This is a genomic window from Capnocytophaga felis, assembly GCF_009684755.1.
Classification (GTDB): Bacteria; Bacteroidota; Bacteroidia; order Flavobacteriales; family Flavobacteriaceae; genus Capnocytophaga; species Capnocytophaga felis.
This window is the reverse complement of record NZ_BLBC01000005.1, coordinates 163,661-184,424: the sequence shown is the minus strand read 5'-3', so window position 1 is coordinate 184,424 and position 20,764 is coordinate 163,661. Positions and strand designations below refer to the sequence as shown.

General features: G+C 33.8%; 19 protein-coding genes. 9 read left to right on the top strand and 10 right to left on the bottom strand.

Annotation, left to right across the window (positions count from 1 at the left end; genetic code table 11):
* Window positions 1–323 precede the first annotated feature (323 nt).
* From GN105_RS02085 to GN105_RS02070, 4 genes are all read right to left on the bottom strand, one after another.
* Window positions 324–2,450 carry a TonB-dependent receptor gene (locus GN105_RS02085; protein ID WP_155283791.1) on the bottom strand — a complete coding sequence of 709 codons (2,127 nt, stop codon included), beginning with the start codon at window positions 2,448–2,450 and terminating at the stop codon, window positions 324–326.
* A 241-nt stretch (window positions 2,451–2,691) separates the two neighbouring features.
* On the bottom strand, window positions 2,692–3,411 hold the full coding sequence (locus GN105_RS02080; RefSeq protein ID WP_155283790.1) for a ZIP family metal transporter: 720 nt from the start codon (window positions 3,409–3,411) through the stop codon (window positions 2,692–2,694).
* A 35-nt stretch (window positions 3,412–3,446) separates the two neighbouring features.
* Window positions 3,447–4,571: a GTP cyclohydrolase gene (locus GN105_RS02075; protein WP_155283789.1), complete on the bottom strand. Its 1,125-nt coding sequence runs from the start codon at window positions 4,569–4,571 to the stop codon at window positions 3,447–3,449.
* Window positions 4,556–5,503 (bottom strand): transporter, encoded by a 948-nt coding sequence (locus GN105_RS02070; protein WP_155283788.1) that lies wholly within the window; start codon window positions 5,501–5,503, stop codon window positions 4,556–4,558. Before GN105_RS02070 ends, GN105_RS02075 begins: the two co-directional genes overlap by 16 nt.
* A 268-nt stretch (window positions 5,504–5,771) precedes the next feature.
* On the opposite strand from GN105_RS02070, the gene GN105_RS02065 reads away from it, so the two are divergent.
* Window positions 5,772–6,056 (top strand): DUF4834 family protein, encoded by a 285-nt coding sequence (locus GN105_RS02065; protein WP_155283787.1) that lies wholly within the window; start codon window positions 5,772–5,774, stop codon window positions 6,054–6,056.
* Here GN105_RS02065 and lipB read toward each other — a convergent pair.
* The 3 genes from lipB to ruvB are packed head-to-tail and all read right to left on the bottom strand — an operon-like array spanning window position 6,053 to window position 9,827.
* The gene (gene lipB, locus GN105_RS02060) at window positions 6,053–6,763 is read right to left on the bottom strand and encodes a lipoyl(octanoyl) transferase LipB (protein ID WP_155283786.1); all 711 of its coding nucleotides are present in this window, start codon (window positions 6,761–6,763) and stop codon (window positions 6,053–6,055) included. The two genes, GN105_RS02065 and lipB, sit on opposite strands and share 4 nt — an antisense overlap.
* 11 nt (window positions 6,764–6,774) lie before the next feature.
* Window positions 6,775–8,754 (bottom strand): putative porin, encoded by a 1,980-nt coding sequence (locus GN105_RS02055; protein ID WP_155283785.1) that lies wholly within the window; start codon window positions 8,752–8,754, stop codon window positions 6,775–6,777.
* A 50-nt stretch (window positions 8,755–8,804) separates the two neighbouring features.
* Complete coding sequence (gene ruvB, locus GN105_RS02050) at window positions 8,805–9,827, bottom strand: Holliday junction branch migration DNA helicase RuvB (protein WP_155283784.1); 1,023 nt, start codon at window positions 9,825–9,827, stop codon at window positions 8,805–8,807.
* A gap of 132 nt (window positions 9,828–9,959) precedes the next feature.
* Between ruvB and GN105_RS02045 the strand changes: the two genes are divergently transcribed.
* Window positions 9,960–10,421: an XrtF-associated fRMsr-like GAF protein gene (locus GN105_RS02045; protein ID WP_155283783.1), complete on the top strand. Its 462-nt coding sequence runs from the start codon at window positions 9,960–9,962 to the stop codon at window positions 10,419–10,421.
* 59 nt (window positions 10,422–10,480) lie between these two features.
* Here GN105_RS02045 and GN105_RS02040 read toward each other — a convergent pair whose 3' ends face one another.
* The 3 genes from GN105_RS02040 to GN105_RS02030 all read right to left on the bottom strand — a co-directional run bounded on the left by GN105_RS02040 (window position 10,481) and on the right by GN105_RS02030 (window position 13,139).
* Window positions 10,481–10,846 carry a CCC motif membrane protein gene (locus tag GN105_RS02040; RefSeq protein ID WP_155283782.1) on the bottom strand — a complete coding sequence of 122 codons (366 nt, stop codon included), beginning with the start codon at window positions 10,844–10,846 and terminating at the stop codon, window positions 10,481–10,483.
* A gap of 141 nt (window positions 10,847–10,987) precedes the next feature.
* Window positions 10,988–11,548, bottom strand: coding sequence for an anthranilate synthase component II (locus tag GN105_RS02035; protein ID WP_155283781.1), 561 nt, complete (start codon window positions 11,546–11,548; stop codon window positions 10,988–10,990).
* 106 nt (window positions 11,549–11,654) lie between these two features.
* A complete protein-coding gene (locus GN105_RS02030; RefSeq protein ID WP_155284306.1) occupies window positions 11,655–13,139 on the bottom strand; it encodes a cellulose synthase family protein in 1,485 nt (494 codons plus the stop codon).
* A 308-nt stretch (window positions 13,140–13,447) separates the two neighbouring features.
* Between GN105_RS02030 and GN105_RS02025 the strand changes: the two genes are divergently transcribed.
* The 7 genes from GN105_RS02025 to GN105_RS01995 all read left to right on the top strand — a co-directional run bounded on the left by GN105_RS02025 (window position 13,448) and on the right by GN105_RS01995 (window position 20,722).
* Window positions 13,448–14,914 (top strand): SGNH/GDSL hydrolase family protein, encoded by a 1,467-nt coding sequence (locus GN105_RS02025; protein WP_373279387.1) that lies wholly within the window; start codon window positions 13,448–13,450, stop codon window positions 14,912–14,914.
* 59 nt (window positions 14,915–14,973) lie between these two features.
* Window positions 14,974–16,500: a LysM peptidoglycan-binding domain-containing protein gene (locus GN105_RS02020; protein WP_155283779.1), complete on the top strand. Its 1,527-nt coding sequence runs from the start codon at window positions 14,974–14,976 to the stop codon at window positions 16,498–16,500.
* A gap of 42 nt (window positions 16,501–16,542) precedes the next feature.
* Entirely contained in the window at window positions 16,543–18,228 is a 1,686-nt protein-coding gene (locus GN105_RS02015) for an MBOAT family O-acyltransferase (RefSeq protein WP_155283778.1), read from the top strand.
* Window positions 18,229–18,322: 94 nt separating this feature from the next.
* Complete coding sequence (locus GN105_RS02010; RefSeq protein WP_155283777.1) at window positions 18,323–18,814, top strand: lipocalin family protein; 492 nt, start codon at window positions 18,323–18,325, stop codon at window positions 18,812–18,814.
* Window positions 18,815–18,937: 123 nt separating this feature from the next.
* Complete coding sequence (locus tag GN105_RS02005; protein WP_155283776.1) at window positions 18,938–19,144, top strand: Sec-independent protein translocase subunit TatA/TatB; 207 nt, start codon at window positions 18,938–18,940, stop codon at window positions 19,142–19,144.
* A gap of 91 nt (window positions 19,145–19,235) precedes the next feature.
* A complete protein-coding gene (gene mutY, locus GN105_RS02000) occupies window positions 19,236–20,276 on the top strand; it encodes an A/G-specific adenine glycosylase (RefSeq protein WP_155283775.1) in 1,041 nt (346 codons plus the stop codon).
* Between the two features lie 44 nt (window positions 20,277–20,320).
* The gene (locus GN105_RS01995) at window positions 20,321–20,722 is read left to right on the top strand and encodes a single-stranded DNA-binding protein (protein ID WP_155283774.1); all 402 of its coding nucleotides are present in this window, start codon (window positions 20,321–20,323) and stop codon (window positions 20,720–20,722) included.
* The last annotated feature ends 42 nt before the right edge of the window (window positions 20,723–20,764 follow it).

Here is a 20,764-nt window from a genome sequence, read left to right as displayed (position 1 = left end):
AATTACAATAAAATCAAATGAAAGGAGCAAAATTACCAAAATAACTTGAATAAACAAATTTTAAATGGCTAAGTGTGGTTTTTTATTCTATAAAATTATGAAATAACTTTCAAACTTTGAAAAAAAAGAATGTAAACTATGTTCTTTTTAAAATTTTTTCAATGAAGTTTGCTGTCTGATGCTTTTTTGTTTTTTTGAAATGATTTTTAAAACGCAACTGATTTTTCTTTATTTTTTGTACTTTGAGTTTGTTTTCAAAATGAACAAAATAAAAAACATCTTCTTAAATGAAGATGTTTTTTATCTGAAAATTTATATAATCTTTAGAATGAAAAAGTTATTCCTGCTAAAAAGTTTGCTTCTGCTTGTGGAAAGTATGCCGCTTTCCCTTTTTCAAAAGTTCCGTAAGCAACGTATTTATTGTTCAAAATATTATTTGCCATTACCGAAAAAACAACAGATTTACATACTTTCTTAGGTTGAATTTCATACGATAAACTTAAATTATTTACAAAATACGACTTCAGTTTGGAAGCCTCTTCGTCCGTGTTGCTCATATATTGTTCGCTAACGAATTTAGAAATTAACGAGACTTGAAAATTTTTAATAGGAATAAAAGTAACCACATTTCCTGCTACCCATTCTGGTGAAAATGAAATGTTTGTGTTTCCTAAATTGACCAATTCACTTCCTTTTTGAAGATGAAAATTCACATTTTTATTTTTGCTGAATGCTACATTAGGTCGCCAAATCCACTTGTCGGAAAGTAACACAACCGCATCTACTTCAATCCCTGCTCGATAACTATCGCCACTATTATCACGAATTGGATAACCTTTATCGTTCAAACGCCCAGTGAGTACCAATTGGTCTTTGTAGAGCATATAATACAAGTTTGTGTTGATTTTCACTTTGGAAGTGTTGAATCGCCAACCCAACTCAAAATCGTTTAACTTTTCGGCTTTTGGCTTTTTCAAAGTCGCTGTTTTGTCGGTTTTCAAAGCCTTTTTGTAATCTTTATGATTAGCTTTGTAATCGGCACGATTGGGTTCGCGAGTTGCTTTGGCATACGAAAAATAAAGCTGATTATTTTCATCAAGCGAAAAACTAATTCCTACTTTCGGATTGAAAAAGTTAAAAGTATCATCGGCTTTGTATTTTTCAGCGTCATAAGCTACATATCGGTACTGAACATCACCGAACAAACTCCATTTCGGGGCAAGTTGCCAAGTTGCTTTTGCAAAAAACGCTCCGTCTTTTTTATAGCCCCAATCTTTGTCGATGATTTCCTGATAAGGTTTTGCGGCTTCTTCCGACCACGCTCTTTCGTCGTAATGCAACCCGTCATATTTATTGAACGAACCTCCGAAAATTACATCAATATTTTCTTTTTTGTAAGAAGAAGAAAGTGTAGCTCCGTAGAAATCATTATCCAACGCATAACGTGTGATTTGATGTTTGTCAAAACTTTCTCCGCCCCAAGTTTCGTACATTTCCCAATAGCCCTCGCCTTTGGTGTAATGGAGTGCCAGATTGGTTGTCCAATTCGTATTCCATTTTTCCACCCAATGCAATTGAGCGTGATTTTGCTGATAATTATCGGTTTCATTATCGTAAAAATGCTGATTTTTATCGGCATCTTTATACGCTCCTGCGGGGTTGAATTTTCGGTTTGTTTTAAGGGTTTGCTCATCAATCCCAATCCAAGTGAGTTGTGTTTTTTCTTTTCCGCCGAAGAGCAACGCTTTTATTAAAGTGTTTTTATGAGCATAAGCCCCTTGCAAAAAATACGATTGCAAACCAGAGGAAGCTCTGTCGCGATAGCCGTCCGAATTTACTTTTGAAAACCTTGCGGCGAGTTCAAATCGGTCGTTTAGTTTTCCTGTGGAAGCCTTTACCATATGTTTGTGCGTGTTGTAACTTCCGTAGAAATTGGAAATTTCAGCATACGGATTTTCAGAAACGGCATCGGTTAAAATATTCAAACTTGCCCCAAAAGCTCCTGCTCCGTTGGTGGAAGTTCCGACACCTCGCTGAATTTGAATACTCTCTGCCGATGAAGCAAAATCGGACAAGTTGTACCAGAAACTTCCGTGCGATTCAGAGTCGTTGTACGCAATTCCGTTAATGGTTACATTGGTGCGTTCCGAATCACTTCCTCTAACAAAAAGCCGCGTAGCCCCGAAACCTGTTCCGTCTTCCGAGACCGAAACCACATTAGGGAGCATTTCCACCAATAACGGAATTTGTTGCCCTGCGTTTCTTTTTTTGATGTCTGTTTTTGAAAGATTTGAAAATGTTACGGGTAAATCTTTTTTCGCCCGAACTGCCGAAACCAATACTTCTTCCAGCTGAATTGGTTTTTCAATAGAATCTTTTGCTGATTCGATGTTTTGAGCATAAGCCGAACTCACAAGGCTCATCGCTCCCATAAAAAATAATTTTTTCATCAGTAAAATGAATTTTTTACAAAATAAAAGAGGTAATTATTTATGGAATTAATAAAAAAGCCTGTTTTTGCTACCCAAAAAGCAAAAACAAGCCAACTATTATTCTGACTTTGTTTCCTTTGACTGCATTACCAGCCCAAGTTCAATGGGTATAATCTCAGCCACAAGCGTAGCACCCCTTTGAGATGGTTGCAAAATTAAGAAAAAAAGTTAAGATACAAAATAGATTTTCTACAATCAATTACGTAAAGTAGGCAGCCACGAAACCTAAAATAATTGTTGCAAGTTTAATGTGGTTAAATTTGTGATTTTCAGATGTTTCAAATAAAATAACTGATGAAATGTGTAGGAAAATTCCGATTACGATAGCTGATATTTGAATGTGATAATTTCCTAATTGAGGAATGAATTCTGCTAATAATGTTCCAAAAGGAGTCATTAAAGCGAACAGTATCAAGAAAATAAAAGTTTTTTTGAATCCAATTCCCGAATCCAAAAAGAAAATAGTGAGTACCATTGCGATAGGTAAGTGATGTATGAAAATTCCATAAACCATATTGTGATGATGGTGTAGTGGAAAACCTTCCAAGATGGAGTGAATGCTCAAACTGATAAACAATGACCAGGGAAATGTGTTTTTAAGCTCAGAATGTGGATGATGCATATGTCCGTGTTCTGCTCCACGCGAGAAAAATTCCAATACTATTTGGAGTAAAATCCCAACAACAATCCATACGCCAATTTCTTTGCTTGAGCCACCATCGTGACTACAATGTTCGTGGTCGTGAGCGTGTTCCAATGAGTGAAAAACTTCGGGAATAAGCGTAAAAACAGTCATTGCAAGTAAAAAAGCCCCACTGAAAGCCAGCAACAATTTTATATTTCTTTGATTTTTCGGTTTGAAAATAAGCACAGTAGCAAATCCGAAAACGATTGACAGAAAGGGTAAAATATAATTCATTGTTTTAAGTAAAATATTGTGTAATAGGTTGATTATTAAATGTCTTTTTTATAAGTGGCACGTTTTGCGTAAATCACAGGATTGAAACTTTTCCAAAGTTGTTGAATAGCCAAATTATCTTCCAATTCAGGAGTTATTATACATTTGCTAATGCCCTTTTTCTTGAAAACAGGATGATAATAATCAAAAAGCAGTGCGGGAATTCCTTTGCTTTGATATTCCGGAGCTACCCCAATTAGCAGAAATTCTACCATATCGTGTTTTTGTTTGGCTTTTAACAAATGCCAAAATCCTAAAGGAAATAAACTGCCTTTGGCTTTTTGTAGAGCTTTTGCGAAAGAGGGGAGAACAACAGCAAAACAGATTAGCTTTCCATCTTTATTCTCAACAAAACGAATGTATTCAGGATTTATAAGTGGAATAAATTTCTTTTTAAAATAATCTTTTTGTCGTTCGCTAACAGGTACATACGATGATAGTTTGGAGTAACTTTCGTTGTACAAATCAAACATTGCATCTACGTGTTTTAAAACTTCTTCTTTTGTGTTTGCAGGCACGAGGCGTACTTGATAGCGTTTTCGGATTGCTTCAGCAGTTTTTCGGAACAATTCGGCATTCACACTACTTAAGAGAAAATATGTTTCGATGTAGCCCTTTTCTTTAACCAATCCTAATTGTTCCAAATGCTCTTTGTAATACGGAAGGTTGTACCAAGTTACTGTGCTGGCTATATGGTCGTAACCCTCTGTCATAACGCCTACCTTATCCATATTTGAAAAGCCCATAGGTCCTTCCATATACTTTAGTTGGTGTTCTCTGCCTTTTTCTGAAACTTTATCTAGTAAGGCTTTTGTAACATTTACATCATCAATCATATCCAGCCATCCAAAGCGTATTTTAAAAACATTTTGGCGAATATCGTATTGGTTTATGATGGCAGCAACACGACCAACAATTTCATTTTTTTTGTTGTAAGCCAGATAAAAAAAAGCCTCTGCGTTTTCAAAAGCAGGATTTTTTGTTTTATCGAAAGAAACCAATTCCTCATTGATAAGTGGCGGAACCCAATACGGATGATTTTTGTATAGAGAGAAAGGGAATTTTACGAATTGTTTTAAATCTTCCTTTGAGAATACTTCTTTTACTAAAATATCAGCCATTTTTTTCTGTCTTTTTTCGGTTTCTTTTGTCTTTTTATTTTGGTGGGTTTTAATTTTTCTTCTTGTTGTGATTTGACAAATTTTTTGTGATTATCAATGCGATACGAAAAACCAAGCAAAGCAGAATATCGAGAAGGAGTATTTTTCCAGCTTGCTCCCAAATCCACATTTACTTGAATATCTTTTGTGAATAAGTAAGCTCCTCCTAACCGAGTGATTTGATCACTGTAATAGCCACTTTGAATGCCTTCTGACTCCACAAAAATGCTGAATCTGCCATTATCCAAATTATGTGTCAGTGTTAAAATGTAGCCCAGTTCGGGATATTTACTCAAAAAACGGTTTGCAATTAAGTTTCCTACCAAAACTACCCGCGATGAAGGCTGACTTTGAAGTGAAACAACCACTTTGGGCGAAAGTTTATCAACTTCTTCATAAAAATAACGTTTGTTTGGCAAAAAATTCATACCGGCGTAAATTCCCACAGCAGGAATTAATTTTCTCCAATGGAAAGAATTATTTGCTTTCCAGCTGTAAATATTAGGTTTATCATCTGTATTAGGTGTGTAAATCAGATATTTAGCTCCTATGGTGTTATTCACAAATCCAAAATTATTGGTTCGTTCATCAATGAATCGGTAGTAATGTACGTTGTCATAAGCGGCTGTACCATTGAGCATTACTTCTAATCTTTCGGATAACAAGCCATACCTTACGGAGTAATTCACCCCCAAAATGGTTCTGTCGGTAAATATTTTTTTATGATTGCGTTGTTCAAACCATAATCCTCCTTCAAACTGCAAAACACGTCCGCCTACTGAATAGGCACTTTGCGAATTTCCGGGCAAGTTTGAATTGATAATATCAGTATATTGTCCTCGTACTGAAAGAGGTAATATAATGATTAACAATGTGATAAAAAGGCGATTCATATTAAAAGAAATTTGAGTGAGAAAGAGATATAACAATTAATTAAAAGATACAATGTTTTTCAAATTATTTCTCTTCTTCCAAACTGCAAATATACTCTTATCTGTTTAAAAAACAATACTTTTTACTGCAAAAAGAAGAAGTGAAAGTATATAAAATATTAATTTTCAATTGAAAAATGGTTTTTTTAGATGTTTGTGTTTAGGAGAATAATTTTATAAATTGCCCATTATTGATTATTTTTATATTTTTGCCCGAAACTTACAAAAAATGATTACAGAAGCTTCTCTTTCAGGATTTATAAAAACTTTATTTGTTATTCTTTTGGTTATCATAGGATTGCGTGTGTTTATGCGAATTCTTATTCCGTATTTAATGCGATATTTTTTAAAGAAAGTAGAGCAAAAATTCGGACAACAATTTCAGCAAGCTCAAAATCAGTATCAACAAAGGACTAAGGAAAGTCAGACAATAAATGATAACAATGCTCAATCAAAGAACCCACAATCAAAAAAGAAAGTGGGGGATTATATTGATTATGAGGAGGTTGATTAATCTTGTAGATTGACAAATTCAGCTTCAAATAGTTTTTGAAAATGTTTGATGATTTTTTCTTTCACTTCGTCAACTGGAATTTTTCTCTTTCCGAGCTCTACATTGAGTGAAGTTACGGCTTTACCACGAATTCCACACGGAATAATATTGTCAAAATAACCTAAATCGGCATTGATATTGAAAGCAAATCCGTGCATTGTAACCCAGCGTGAACTTCGTACTCCCATCGCACAAATTTTTCTTGCGAAAGGTGTGCCTACATCAATCCAAACACCTGTTTCTCCTTGACTACGAGTGGCTTCTATGCCATAATCTTTTAGCGTTAAGATGATAGTTTCTTCTAAAAAACGAAGATATTTGTGAATATCGGTGAAGAAATTATCCAAATCCAGAATCGGGTAACCAACAATTTGTCCCGGACCGTGGTACGTAATATCGCCTCCTCTGTTGATTTTATAAAACTTCGCACCTTTTTTTTCAAGTGTTTTTTCGTCAATTAACAGATTGGAAATATCGCCACTTTTTCCCAAAGTGTACACGTGTGGATGTTCTACAAAAAGAAAATAATTAGATGTTGGTAATTGTGCGTTTTCAGCTCTGTTTTTTTGTTTTGTTTCTATAATTGATTGAAAAAGAGATTCTTGATAATCCCAAGTTTCTTTATAATCTTTATTGCCTAAATCTTTAAAAAGAATTTTTTTGTTCATTTTTTTAATTTTTAAGAGAATAAATTCCAAGAAATGCCTAATCGTAAAATTAAATCACGATAAGGTTGCTGAGGTGCAGAATAATAATTGTAATATTGTTTACCAAATATTGTATCCATTATAAACGGATTAAAATGTTCTATTGAGAAAAATATCCGCATAGTTCGCACTTTTGCATTTAAGAAGAAGTCAAACATAGGAAATCCTCCCGTTTTTTGTGTGTTTTGTACTTCAAATTCAGCTAATAACGGATTGTATCGGTTCGAATAATATTTTGTGAAATAATTGAAACCAATGCCCGTTTGCAAATACATCGCTTTGTTGAACAAATCCGATGCGAAATAAAATGTATTTCGTGTAACAACGGTAGGAACATTTAATATTTGCTGATTATCTTGTGCCACACGCTGGAAAAGTAAAGTATTATCCAATCGGAATTTCCCTAAAGCAAATTCTTTTTGCAGCTTGAGCTTCAAATACTGAATATTTCCTGAATATTGTGAAGGAAGCGATTGTGCTCTTTTGTCCTCAGCAACAGGATTTTGAACCTGAAAAAATGTGTAATTTTTTATATTTGAAATACTTGCTGTTGCGTTTCCCCATTGCGTTTTCAACTCCCCGAAAATCGTCTGAACTTGCTCTTTGTCAAAGCTGTTGTAATTGTTCCAGTTGTAATTTTTGTAGTCACTTTGGTAAAGCAAAAAATTGAAATTTGGTAAGGAAGAATGCAAGCTAACCCCAGCCAAGATGCCGTTTTTTTCGTTAAAGTTGTAGGATAGTTTTCCGTTTAATTTTGTTCCGGTTATTTTTCCGATAAAAGTTTGTTCTCCTTCCGCATCAATTGAAAAATCGCCTACTTTTTTATTCCATTGGAGAGCTAAACTCAGGTCTGTGCCTTTGATTTGGTGTCGTTGTAATTCACCCGAAACATAAAAAGCATTTCGGAAAAAATAATTGTAGAAATAAGCATTTCCGTATACAAAAGTTCTTCCCAAGTAGGGCAGTTCAAGTTCGGCTCCTACCGTGTTAATCATTTTTTGAAGTTGCATTCGGTCACTGATTTCTTTTGTAACGAAGGCTTCTCCAAAGTGTTGATTTACATTATTTTGATTGAATTTATAATATTCCGTTTCATATAAAAATCTATGACGAAAGCGAATTTGTTTGTATGAAGCCAGTGAATCCTTGTTTGGCAAAAAAGCGTAATCGTGTTGAAAGAAATAACGTTTACTTTCACGTAAATTTTCAGCATCAGGAAGGAAAACGTCTATTACGGCTCTGTTTTTGAATTGCTTGTCTCCTGATTCAAATTGCTCTACGGAAGTAATTCCTCCGTTTTCTTGACTTTCGATGTCGTGACCTGCGTAATGAGCAAAAAGAGTGTATTTTTTATTTGGAGAAACATAGGAAAGCCCTAATCTCAGATTTCCGTTACTTGCCAAAATTCGTTGGTATTTTCCTAATGAACGAAGCCCTTTATATCCTACAAAAATATTTAGAGTTGGCTTTAAATTTACTGAAAATAAAACGTTTACCATTTGTCCTTGCTCCATTCCTGTTTTGTAAGTAATGTCAGTTAAGGGCGTGGGTAATAGGTAATATTTAACCTCTTCAGGAGTCAGATAAAGTTGTTTTTTAGCTTCTGCTCCCATTGAAGAAAGATAATCCAAATTTTGGAAATCATATTCCATAACATTGTAAGGTTGCCCCATATTTGAAAAAGGCATTTTTCCAAACATATCTTTTTCCCAAGCATTACTTTTGTAGAATTTCTGGATAGTAAGCGAGGTGTCAATGGCTGTTGTATCACGTAGATAAGATATTGTCTTATAATTATTTGCCGTAAAAGTAATGCTGTCTTTTTTCTTTTTGGGACGCATTGATTTAAAAGTGATTCCCCCTTTTTTGGGGTTATCATTATGTTCTTGTCCTATCATCAATGCAGGGAGCAACAAGAATAATAAGAGGAAATATTTTATGTGTATTTTCATACAGGTTTGCTATTCGTTTGATTTAAAATAGTTTTTAATTTATTGTCAAATTAAAACAGTGTCCCTTGTGTGTTTGGATTTATTTTTCCTAAATGTTTGTAAGCTAATTCAGTAACCTCTCTTCCGCGTGGTGTTCTTACGATGAATCCTTCTTGAATTAGGAAAGGTTCATAAACTTCTTCGATGGTTTCGGCACTTTCGGAAACAGCCGTGGCGAGAGTGGTAATCCCCACAGGCCCACCTTTGAATTTGTCAATGAGCGTTGCCAGAATTTTATTATCCATTTCGTCCAATCCGTGTGCGTCCACATTGAGGGCTTTTAATCCAAATTGTGTGATTTTTATGTCAATTTTTCCATCTCCTTTGATTTGTGCAAAATCCCGGATTCGTCGTAACAGAGCGTTGGCAATACGAGGAGTTCCTCGGCTGCGACTGGCAAGTTCTATGGCGGCTTCCATTGAAATAGGAACTTTTAAAATAGAAGCACTTCTCTGCACAATATCGGCAAGTAATTCTGTTGAATAATATTGCAGACGACTTTGAATGCCAAATCTCGCTCGCATTGGTGCAGTTAGCAGTCCTGAACGAGTTGTGGCACCAATTAATGTAAACGGATTTAGATTGATTTGAACCGTTCTTGCATTAGGTCCTGATTCAATCATTATATCTATTTTATAATCCTCCATTGCCGAATATAGATATTCCTCAACCACAGGGCTTAACCGATGAATTTCATCAATAAACAGTACATCGCGTTCTTGTAAATTAGTAAGTAAACCAGCTAAATCACCGGGTTTGTCAAGTACAGGGCCGGAGGTTATTTTGATACCAACTCCTAATTCGTTTGCTAAAATATGGGCAAGCGTCGTTTTTCCTAATCCGGGAGGTCCGTGAAAAAGCGTGTGGTCAAGGGCTTCGCCACGCATATTTGCAGCTTTTACAAATATTTTCAGATTTTCCAAAACAGCTTCCTGTCCGGCAAAGTCATCAAATGACAGCGGACGCAAAGCTCTTTCTATATCAAGCTCTTGAGCAGAATAATTCTCTTTATTTGGGTTTAAATTTTTATTCACTTTTTGTTCAGTAATTCGAAAAATTGAATGCCATCCATTCAAAGCTACAAAGATATTATATATTATGGGATATACAAAATATCAATTATTATTATCTTTTTTATTATTTTTGCGGATAATTTTACAGAAAAGATGAGTATATTTAAAGATTTAGAACCAAAAATTGTTTCTATTTGCAATAATAAAGCAGATTCAAGAGATACAAAAATGCAAAAAATTTGTGATTTGCTTCAATCAGAAGTTTCTCACTACAATTGGGTTGGGTTTTATTTTGCCAATCACGAAAACAAAACCTTGCACTTAGGGGCTTTTGCAGGTGAACCGACTGACCATACAGTAATTCCTTTTGGCAAAGGCATTTGCGGACAAGTAGCCGTTTCAAATCAAAATTTTGTAGTTCCTGATGTGAAAGCTCAAGATAATTACATTGCGTGCAGTATTACTGTAAAGTCCGAGATTGTTGTACCTCTGTTTGTTAATGGAATAAATATCGGACAAATTGATATTGATTCACATACATTAAATCCTTTCACTAAAGAAGATGAACTTTTCTTGGAGTTTGTAAATCAGGAAGTTTCTAAATTGTTTAGCTAAAAAATAAAGCCTTGAAAATTAATTTTCAAGGCTTCTTTTTTAAATATAAACCGAATTTTTTATTGATTTTGAGCATTTCGTAAAATCTCTTCGTATTCTAACATAATTTCACTCCAATCTGTTGTGAAAAGGCTGTAAAGTATCCACACAAACATCAAAAGATTAATACCCAATGCAATAAAAGCTATTATTCTGGCTGTTTTAAGGTCGTCATATCCTATATAGGCAGAAGGATTTTGTTGATACTGACTTACTTTGTTTGATGCAATTACAACAGCTATGATGGAAGGAATAGTCCCTACACAGCAACAAAGAGAAAAAACAGCTCCTAAAACTGCTAAAACATAAATTAAGGTTGTTCCTATAGGCTTTTTAAAATCAGAAGGTTGCCCAAAGTTTAAATTGAATGTGTCATTTGTTTCCATAAATTGGTATTGAATGTGTTAATTATTTTACAATATTACCTTATTTCTTTTTAATTTCCAATGTCCAGAAAGTAATTTCTTTGAAACGTAAGGATTTTTATCAAAATGACAATAATTATTTGTCAGAATAAGTATTGTCAATCAAATATTTATCCAATTTTTTAATATTGTTTTTCCAAGAGGAGTTAAAACTGATTCAGGATGGTATTGTACACCTCGCACATCGTATTTTCTATGGCGGAGAGACATAATTTCTCCGTTTTCATCTACGGAAGTGATTATCAAATCTTCAGGCAGCGGATTTTGTACCACCCACGAATGGTAACGACCCACTTCAAATTTCTTTGGCATATTTTTAAAAAGAATATCGTCTTCAACAATCGTAATGGGGGTTGATACACCGTGGTGAACTTTTTCAAGATTAGTGAGTTTACCTCCAAAAACTTCGCCAATGGCTTGCTGTCCTAAACACACGCCCAGAACACTCTTTGTAGGAGCAAATTTTTTAATAATTTGTTTCATTAATCCTGCTTCATCTGGAACGCCGGGTCCCGGAGAAAGCAATATTTTGTGAAAATTATCAACCTCATCTAATGTAACTTGGTCATTGCGTTTTACAATTACTCTGCAATCCAATTCTTCTAAATAATGAACCAAATTGAAAACAAAACTGTCGTAATTGTCGATTACCAATACTTCCATTTAGTTTTTTACGAATTAAATAACACAAAAAAATGTTTCGTGAAGTGAAACATTTTCTGCCAAAAAACATCTTTTTTGAAAAATATGAAAGAAAATTTTTATAAACTTACGCTTTTGAGGTTAATGATTTAAAGAATACAAAACCAAATCCTAAAGTTAGCATACAATGAAAAGGAAACATCCCGAAATCATTCAGCCGAACGGCACTATAAAGCCCAAAAATGAAATAAACCATCAGCATAAACTCAAAAATCATATTTGGGGAAAGTTTCGTGTTGATGTATTTATTGTTTTTCCAACTATCAGACAAGGCACTGATATTGAATTTCGGGGTACGTACAAATTCACTTTTTTTACCTGTATGACCTTCCAAAACGGCAATCGTATTATGAAAAGAAAATCCCAAAGCCACTGAAAAGAATGTGAAAAATAATTTTACATAATCAAGAAAATCATCGAAGGTTTTGCCTTGTAAGTTCTTGTAAGTTACCCAATAACAGATAAATAAAATAACTGTACTTATGATAAAGAAGCTCGTAACCTCGAAAACCCAGCCGATATGCCCATAAGTGTTTTTGATGTAAAGCATTGGTACGCTTAATACTGAAACAATAAAAACCCATAAAAACATTGAACTATTTAGAAGGTGCATCACTCCGTGGAATTTTGTTTTCCAGCTGATATTCTTTGCAGAAAGCACTCTTGATACTGATTTTCTAAAATTTTCGGCTCCACCTTTATTCCAACGGAATTGCTGTGAGCGTGCTGCCGAAATTACCACGGGTAATTCCGCAGGAGTTTCAACGTCTTCTAAGTATTTGAATTTCCAGTTTTTAAGTTGAGCTCGGTAACTCAAGTCCAAATCTTCGGTTAAAGTATCACCTTCCCAATTCCCTGCGTCATAAATACATTCTTTACGCCAAATGCCCGCAGTTCCGTTGAAGTTGATGAAATGCCCTTTTGAACTACGTCCAACTTGTTCCAAAGTAAAGTGAACATCTAAAGCAAGTGCCTGTATTTTTGTCAGAATGGAATAATCTCGATTCAAATGCCCCCAGCGGGTCTGAACTACACCGATTTCAGGGTCTTTGAAATAAATCACTGTTTTTTTGAGCCAATCAGGCTGAGGCATAAAATCTGCATCAAAAATAGCAATAAAATCACCTTTTGCAATGGCAGTACCTTCTTTTAAAGCTCCTGCTTTGAATCCTTTACGGTCTTCTCTGCGAATATGTTGGATATCCAAACCTGTTTTTTGCAAATTCTGGATGATTTTGGCTGTTTCAACAACGGATTCATCTGTGGAATCGTCCAAAACCTGAATTTCTAATTTGTTTTTCGGATATTCCAACTTTGCAATGTTTTCCAACAAACGCTTTACCACGTACTTTTCGTTGTAAAGAGGTAATTGAATAGTAACATAAGGAATTTCTCTGGGGTCGAGCAAATTAAACTTAGGAGCTTCGTTATTTTGCCTTCTGTGTTTTAGGTAGTTGTAAAGCAAATTCAACATTGAAAGGCTGTACAAAAAAATAAGAAGCAATGCCAAACAATAAATTGTGATAATAATGTAGTTGATTATCATTCCCATATTAGATTTATCTGAAAGAATATTCGGCAAAGATATGGTATTTTTCTTACCTCAGAATAAATTAGTGTTTATTTTTTTTGAATTAAAAATATTTTAAACTTAATGTTTTTATTTTCAGGTTTTTAAAAATAATGGTTTTTGAATTTTATTTTTGTAAAATCTCGAAATTAACGATATTTCAGACAGATAAGCAGCTTAAAAGTATATAACGAATTTTATTGCACAATTCGCAGAAATGATTACTTTTGCACCCCAAAAAATAATCTTAATATATTTAGGTGAACAAATCCTATTTTATACAAGCTTTTTTGATAATTTTATTTGCAGCACTATTCTTCATAGGGTTCAAAGATGTATTACCCAAACGGATTTTTCCTGAAACCTCAAACCTTACAGAAAATGTAATTGTTGATAGCTTAATGCTTGAAGCAATATCTGACTCTGAGAAAGTTGAAGAGATTGAGGAGCAAATTCCAGATACTCTGACTTTTGCTGAAAATGGAGATTATCTCGGTACATTCTTCAAAAAACTTCAAGAGCTTGAGGAGTCAGGTAAAGGAAGCGTCCGCATTGGTTATTTTGGAGATTCTATGACAGATGGAGACCTTATTGTACAAGATTTACGACAACTTTTTCAAGATATTTATGGAGGGTTAGGTGTTGGCTTTGTGTCGATTACGTCCGAATCGGCGGCTACAAGAGGCAGCGTTAGGCATTCTTACTCTAACAATTGGAGAACGCAATCTTTTGTAAATGTGAAAAATCCTAAGCGTCCTTTTGGAGTAAGCGGAAGGGTCTCATTTGTAAAAGACTCAATTGGAGTGGCTTGGCTTGAGTATAAAGCTTCGTTGCAAAAACATATTACCGAAATTTATTCGCCCGTGTTATTTTATGGGAATTCGGAAAATAAGAACGCTTCTGTTGAAATTTCGTATAGTGGAGATACAACCAAAGTAGTAAAACCTCTTATTACAGGTAAGAAACTTAATGCACTAAAGCTTTCTGATAATAACGTTAAAGGATTAAAAATTAGGTTTATAGGAGCAGATTCTATTCCTTTTTATGGAATTAATTCAAGCAATGGGAAAGGGGTGCATATTGATAATTTTTCGAGTAGAGGAAATTCAGGATTGCCTTTATCGCTCTTAAACGCTTCTTTAATGCAAGAATTTGAGAAACATTTGGGGAACTATGATTTGATAGTGCTTCATTTTGGGGCTAATGTGTTGAATTACGGAAAATTAGATTATTCTTGGTATGCAAAAGGAATGAGCAAGGTAGTGAATCAAATTAAGGCTTGCTTCCCAAAAGCTTCCGTGTTGATTATCTCTTCTGCCGATAAATCAACCAAATATGAAACGGAAATGAAAACCGATTTGGCTGTTGTTCCGTTAGTTGAAGCACAACAAAAATATGCTGAAGAAACTCAATCAGGGTTTATCAATTTGTATGAACTTATGGGCGGAAAGGGTTCAATGGTGAAATGGGTTGGAGCAGAACCTTCATTGGCAACCAAAGATTACACGCATTTCAATGCACGAGGTTCCAAAAAAGTAGCTCAACTGATTTACAACGAATTAATGGAGAAATATCAGCACTTTAAAGAAATTAAACAATCGAAAAATATTAAAAATGAATTAGTTATAGAAGAATTTGAAGAAAAAATCGATACTATAAAAATTAGGAAAGATTCAATTATGTTAAAGGACACAATTGAGATAAAGGCGGATAGTATTTTAGTTCCGGAAGAAAAAGAAATTGAAATAGTGGAATAAAAATTGCTATGAAACAATTCTTGAATTAAAGGAGTTGTTTTTCAATTAAAAACACAAAGATGAATATAGGTATAAAAAGTATAAAAATAATTAGCTCAATAGCTTTACTAATTGTAACTATATCTCTGTATTTCAGAGTTTTTTGTAAAGTTTTTTACACGGAGGCAGATACGTTTACACAGGTTGATTCTGTTGAATCTAATACAATTCAAACGGATATGTCCTATCATCAGTTAGCGTTACTTGATGAGGATTTTATGGAGAAAGATACGCTTCGTTCTCCTTTGGAAAATCGAAATTTCTATAATTTTGAAACGTTAAAACCTTTTTTTGAAAAACTTGCAGCTTTAGAGGCATTTAATGACCGTAAATTAAATATTGTACACATCGGAGATTCTCATATTCAAGCAGATGCGATGACAAATCTGATACGGCAAAGATTTCAGCAACAGTTTGGGAATGCAGGATTGGGCTTTGTTTTTCCTTATTCGTTGATGCGTACTAATGGCGGTCGTAACGTTCGTTTTTCGTCAAATGTGCCTTGGGAGAATAAAAAAATAACTGAAATTAGAAAATTTGGTGATGTGGGGCTTTCAGGATATTCTTTCACAACGCAAAAAAGTAATTTTTTAATTGAATTGGAGCTAAAAAATAAGGATTATAGTTTCAATAGACTGAAAATCATTACTCCAGCCAATCAAAGAATGTTTGAATTGGCAACCAATAAAGGAGCAATATGCCTTAAGCCTACTCAACCTAAATCAATTTCTCACAAGGTTAAAAAAGGCGAAACCCTTTATGCTATATCCAGAAAATACAAAACAACAGTATCAAAAATTCAGTCCAATAATAAGTTGAAAAACAATACGATAAGAGTTGGTCAAACTTTGAAAATTCCTACTTCTCAAATGGAATCTAAGCCTGTGGATTTTTCAAATTTTAATATTTTGAATAATACTACTCCGTCGTTGTTTAGCTATTATATGTATGAAAATTTGGATATTTCAGATAAGATTTATTTGACTCCCAATCCTAAAAGTAACAATTTTGTGCTAAATGGTATTGTTTTGGAAAATGACCAATGCGGAGTAATTTATCACAATATTGGTGTAAACGGAGCTCACATTTCAGATTATAATAAATCCCAATTGTTTTTTGAACAGTTAAAGGCTTTAGAACCAGACTTAATCATTATTTCTTTAGGAACGAATGAAAGTTTTGGGAAGTTATCTGCTTCGGAGTTTTATACTCAAACAGAGCGTTTTATAGATTTGATTCGAGCTAATTATGGGCAATCTCCAATGATTTTAACATCGCCTCCGCCATCACTTCTGAAAAAACAAAATCCGAATCCATTGCTTAAGGAATATGCAAGTGTTTTGATAAATAATTCTGTGTCAAAGAATTATGCTGTTTTTGATTTGTATCAGGCTGTTGGGGGGGAAGATTCAATGGAACGATTGATAAATCTTAACCTAATAGCCAAAGACAGAATTCATTACACCAGAAATGGTTATGAAGAGCAGGGAACGCTTTTTTTTGAGTCCTTAATGAATAATTATGAAAATTCAAAAATAGCAAACTAACTGATTATTAGTGTAAATAATAGATAAAACGAACTAAAAACATTGAATATAACAAATCTACAAAATTGGTTTTTTGAACATTTGAATTTTACTTCTGAGCAAGTAAAAAGTTGGTTTATTTATGACTCAAATAATCCATTACTTTTTAATAGTGGTTTGTTTCTGGGAATGTTTTTGGTTTTCTATTTGGTGTATATCATAACGAAAAAACATTCGCATTTCCGTACGGTTTATGTTATTTTATTTTCGTTATTTTTCTACTATAAAGCAGGTGGAAATTATTTCGTTTTATTAGTAATATCATCTATATTAGATTACTTTTTTGCAGGACAAATTCATAAAAGCGATGATACGAGGAAGCGTAAAACCTTTCTGGTACTTAGTATGTTGGCTAACCTTGGATTGTTAGGATACTTTAAATATACAAATTTCCTGATAGATAGTTTTAACAACTTATTTGAAGGAAGTTTGGCTTTTCAGGATATTATTCTTCCGATAGGAATTTCGTTTTATACTTTCCAAACGATGAGTTACACGATTGATGTCTATCGTCGGGAAATTGAACCGGCAAAATCGTTTTTGGATTTCACATTCTTTGTGTGTTTTTTTCCTCAACTTGTTGCGGGACCAATTGTACGGGCAAAAGAATTTATTCCTCAGATTTACAAAAAGATAGAACTTACAAGGCAAGAAACCTCTTTGGCTTTATTTCTCATCATCGGAGGTTTACTCAAAAAGGCAGTAATTTCAGATTATATTTCGTTAAACTTTGTTGATAGGGTTTTTGAGTCTCCCAATAGCTATACTTCATTTGAAAATTTAATGGCTGTTTATGGTTATTCGTTGCAGATTTATTGTGATTTTTCAGGATATTCCGATATGGCAATAGGTTTGGCTTTGCTGATGGGGTTCACGTTACCGACCAACTTCCGAACGCCGTATCAATCGCAAAACATCACAGAATTTTGGCGTAGGTGGCATATTTCACTTTCTGCTTGGCTGAAAGATTATTTGTACATTTCGGTAGGAGGAAACAGAAAAGGCACCTTTTGGGGATATTTTTTCCCGGTTTTGTTTTTCGGTTCTACCTTGATATGGGGATTTTCACAACTTAAACATAGTAAAATTCCGCTGATTATTGCAGGAGCGAGTGTTTTTGTTTTTATCCTTACTTTGCTGATTTCCAGAAACAAGAAAAAAACGGTGTATTCTAATTTTAATCAGATGACTACAATGTTGCTTGGAGGTTTGTGGCACGGAGCGAGCTTGCGTTTTATTGTTTGGGGAGCTTTACACGGATTGGCACTGGCTACTCACAAAACATTTGTTGAATTTTTCCCGAATAAAAACTCAATCGGTAAAAAGAAAACTAATTGGTTTTCAAGAATATTTTTCACTTTTGTAACATTTCATTTCGTGGCTTTTTGTTGGATATTTTTCCGTTCAAAGGATTTTGGAGTTGCGATGGATGTGATTAATAACATAGGAAATCTTACTTTTGATTGGCACCAATGGTTGGTAATCGCAGAAGGTTACAGAAATGTATTTTTACTTTTGTTTATAGGCTTCGTATGGCACTTCTTCCCGCAAAGTTTGAACGAAAAGTTAAAAGTTTTCTTTGGAAAAATGCCTCTTTTGGTAAAGGCTTTAATTGTGGCGTTTGTCTTTTGGATTGTTTATGCAACGGCTTCCAGTGGAGCACAACCTTTTATATATTTCCAGTTTTAGGAAGAATTAGTTCTGTTAATATTTAGTTAATTAGAAGCTTTTCTTGAAACTATATTGTAGCTTTGCAATTGACATATTTTTTGTAGAATTTAAGATGAAAAGATTTATATTTTTACTATTTGCTTCAGTATTAGCGTCTTGTGCAGGTTTTTCTGTTGTTTCAAATCCGAAACCGAGTAAGTCCAGTGTATCAAACAAAATTATTGACGGGAAGTGGATGCTGGAGTCAATTACTCATAATCAGAGAGGTAAGTTCGAAATTACTTTGCTAAACGACACTTCTAAGGAATGTTTTGAAGGAAGCACTTGGGAATTTACTCCGAACAACAATCGCGGAACATACAATATAACCAAAGAAGATTGCTCAACTGGGGAACGAAATTTTGTTTTTGTCATTCAACGAAAAATAGGAACTTCCGGATATTATGAATTTATGCTTAAACCTACGAATGAAGAATACCAATCCGAAACAAATAAAGGTGTTACGTTACAGTTAACTCATCTTTCCGAAAGAACAATGATTTGGGAACAAACGGTAAGTATTGAAGGTAAACCATTTGTAATATCAATGAATTTTGTTAAGTAGTTTATTTGTATGTTTCTTGAAGTCAGTTATTTGTGTTTTAAGATGTAATTAAAAATATTAATTTTCATTTTTTCAGAAATAAAATTTATATATTTGCCTTTCAAAAGATAAAAACTGAATATTATGGCTTTGACAAATATACCCTTGTTTATTGGTAAATTAGGAGCTCCTGAAATTATCTTGATTATTGTTGCCCTTTTAATTCTTTTTGGAGGGAAAAAGATTCCTGAGCTTATGAAAGGATTGGGTAGTGGTATCAAGGAGTTTAAAAATGCTTCGAAAGAGGAAACTAAAAATGATTCTACTGCGATAGAAAAGAAAGAAGAATAGCAATTAATTAAAATCGAAAAAAAATCAAAAAGCCGAAGTTTTTAATTTTGGCTTTTATTTTTGTTTTTCAGTATCTTATATTTAGATTATTTTGGACAACCAATTTTTTAAAAATCAGCTTATTGAGTGGTATCAAAGCCAACGAAGAGATTTACCTTGGCGTAAAACGAAAGAACCTTACAAAATTTGGTTATCTGAAATTATTTTGCAGCAAACTCGTGTAATTCAAGGACTTCCGTATTATGAACGATTTGTTGAAAATTTCCCTTCTGTTTTTGAATTGGCAAATGCTGAGCAAGAGCAGGTTATGAAATTGTGGCAAGGATTGGGATATTATTCCCGAGCTAAAAACCTACATCACACAGCCAAAAAAATTGCATTTGAATTTGATGGAGTTTTTCCAAAATCGTACAAGGAACTGATTAAATTAAAAGGCATTGGGGATTACACAGCAAGTGCGATTGCTTCTATCTGTTATTCAGAACCTTGTGCGGTTGTAGATGGAAATGTGTATCGTGTTTTGGCTCGTGTATTTAATATTGAAATTCCTATTAATACTTCTGAAGGAATTTCTTATTTTAAAGAATTGGCAAACAGTTTGTTATACGAAAAAGATGCAGGAACTTACAATCAGGCATTAATGGATTTTGGAGCAACTCAATGTAAGCCTCAATCTCCTGATTGTCAATCTTGTATGTTTTCCGATAAATGTTTGGCAAAATCTCTGCAAAAAGTAAATGAATTACCAAGAAAAAATGGAAAAATAAAAATCAAAAAAAGATTTTTTAACTATTTGGTTTTTATTGATAACAAAGGGTTTACCTCATTGAATAAAAGGTTTCAGAAAGATATTTGGCAAGGACTTTACGAATTTCCTCTTCTTGAATCGGAAAATGAGCTTTCACAAACAGAAATAACCGATAGAGTGAAAAAGGAATTTGACTTATTTTCAGATATTTATCTGTTTAATGAAAAATCTATTGTGCATAAATTATCGCATCAACATATATACACGCGATTTTGGATAGTTGAAATTGAGGATATTTTGAGTAATCCTGTTGATATTAAGGAGGTTACCTCTTATCCTGTTTCCGTATTGACAGCAAATTTCATTAAAGAATTTTGGTTTTAGAAAAATAAATTCTATTTTTGGAGAAAATTAAAACCTTGTTTATTATGAATGGAACGTTAAATAAAGTAATGCTTATCGGTCGTTTGGGAGACAATATCAAATTGACGTATTTTGAAGGCGGGAACTGCATTGGGCGTTTCCCTCTGGCTACCAACGAGGAATATGTGAATAAGGCTACCAATGAAAAGGTTGTTGAAACGGATTGGCATACAATTGTTGTGCGAAATAAATTGGCTGAAGTTATCGAAAAATATACAACTAAAGGTGATTTGATTTATGTTGAGGGCAGATTAAAAACTCGCCAATGGCAAGCAGAAGATGGTTCAATGCGTTATGCAACAGAAGTTTATGTTACTGATATGAATCTATTGCCAAATAAAAGAGAAGGACAAAATCCTCCTGCTGAAGGCAATTTAAACAAAGAGGATAACGGTATGCCTTTTTAAATCACATTTTTGATTTTTGCTTGAAAAATGATGAATCAAGCT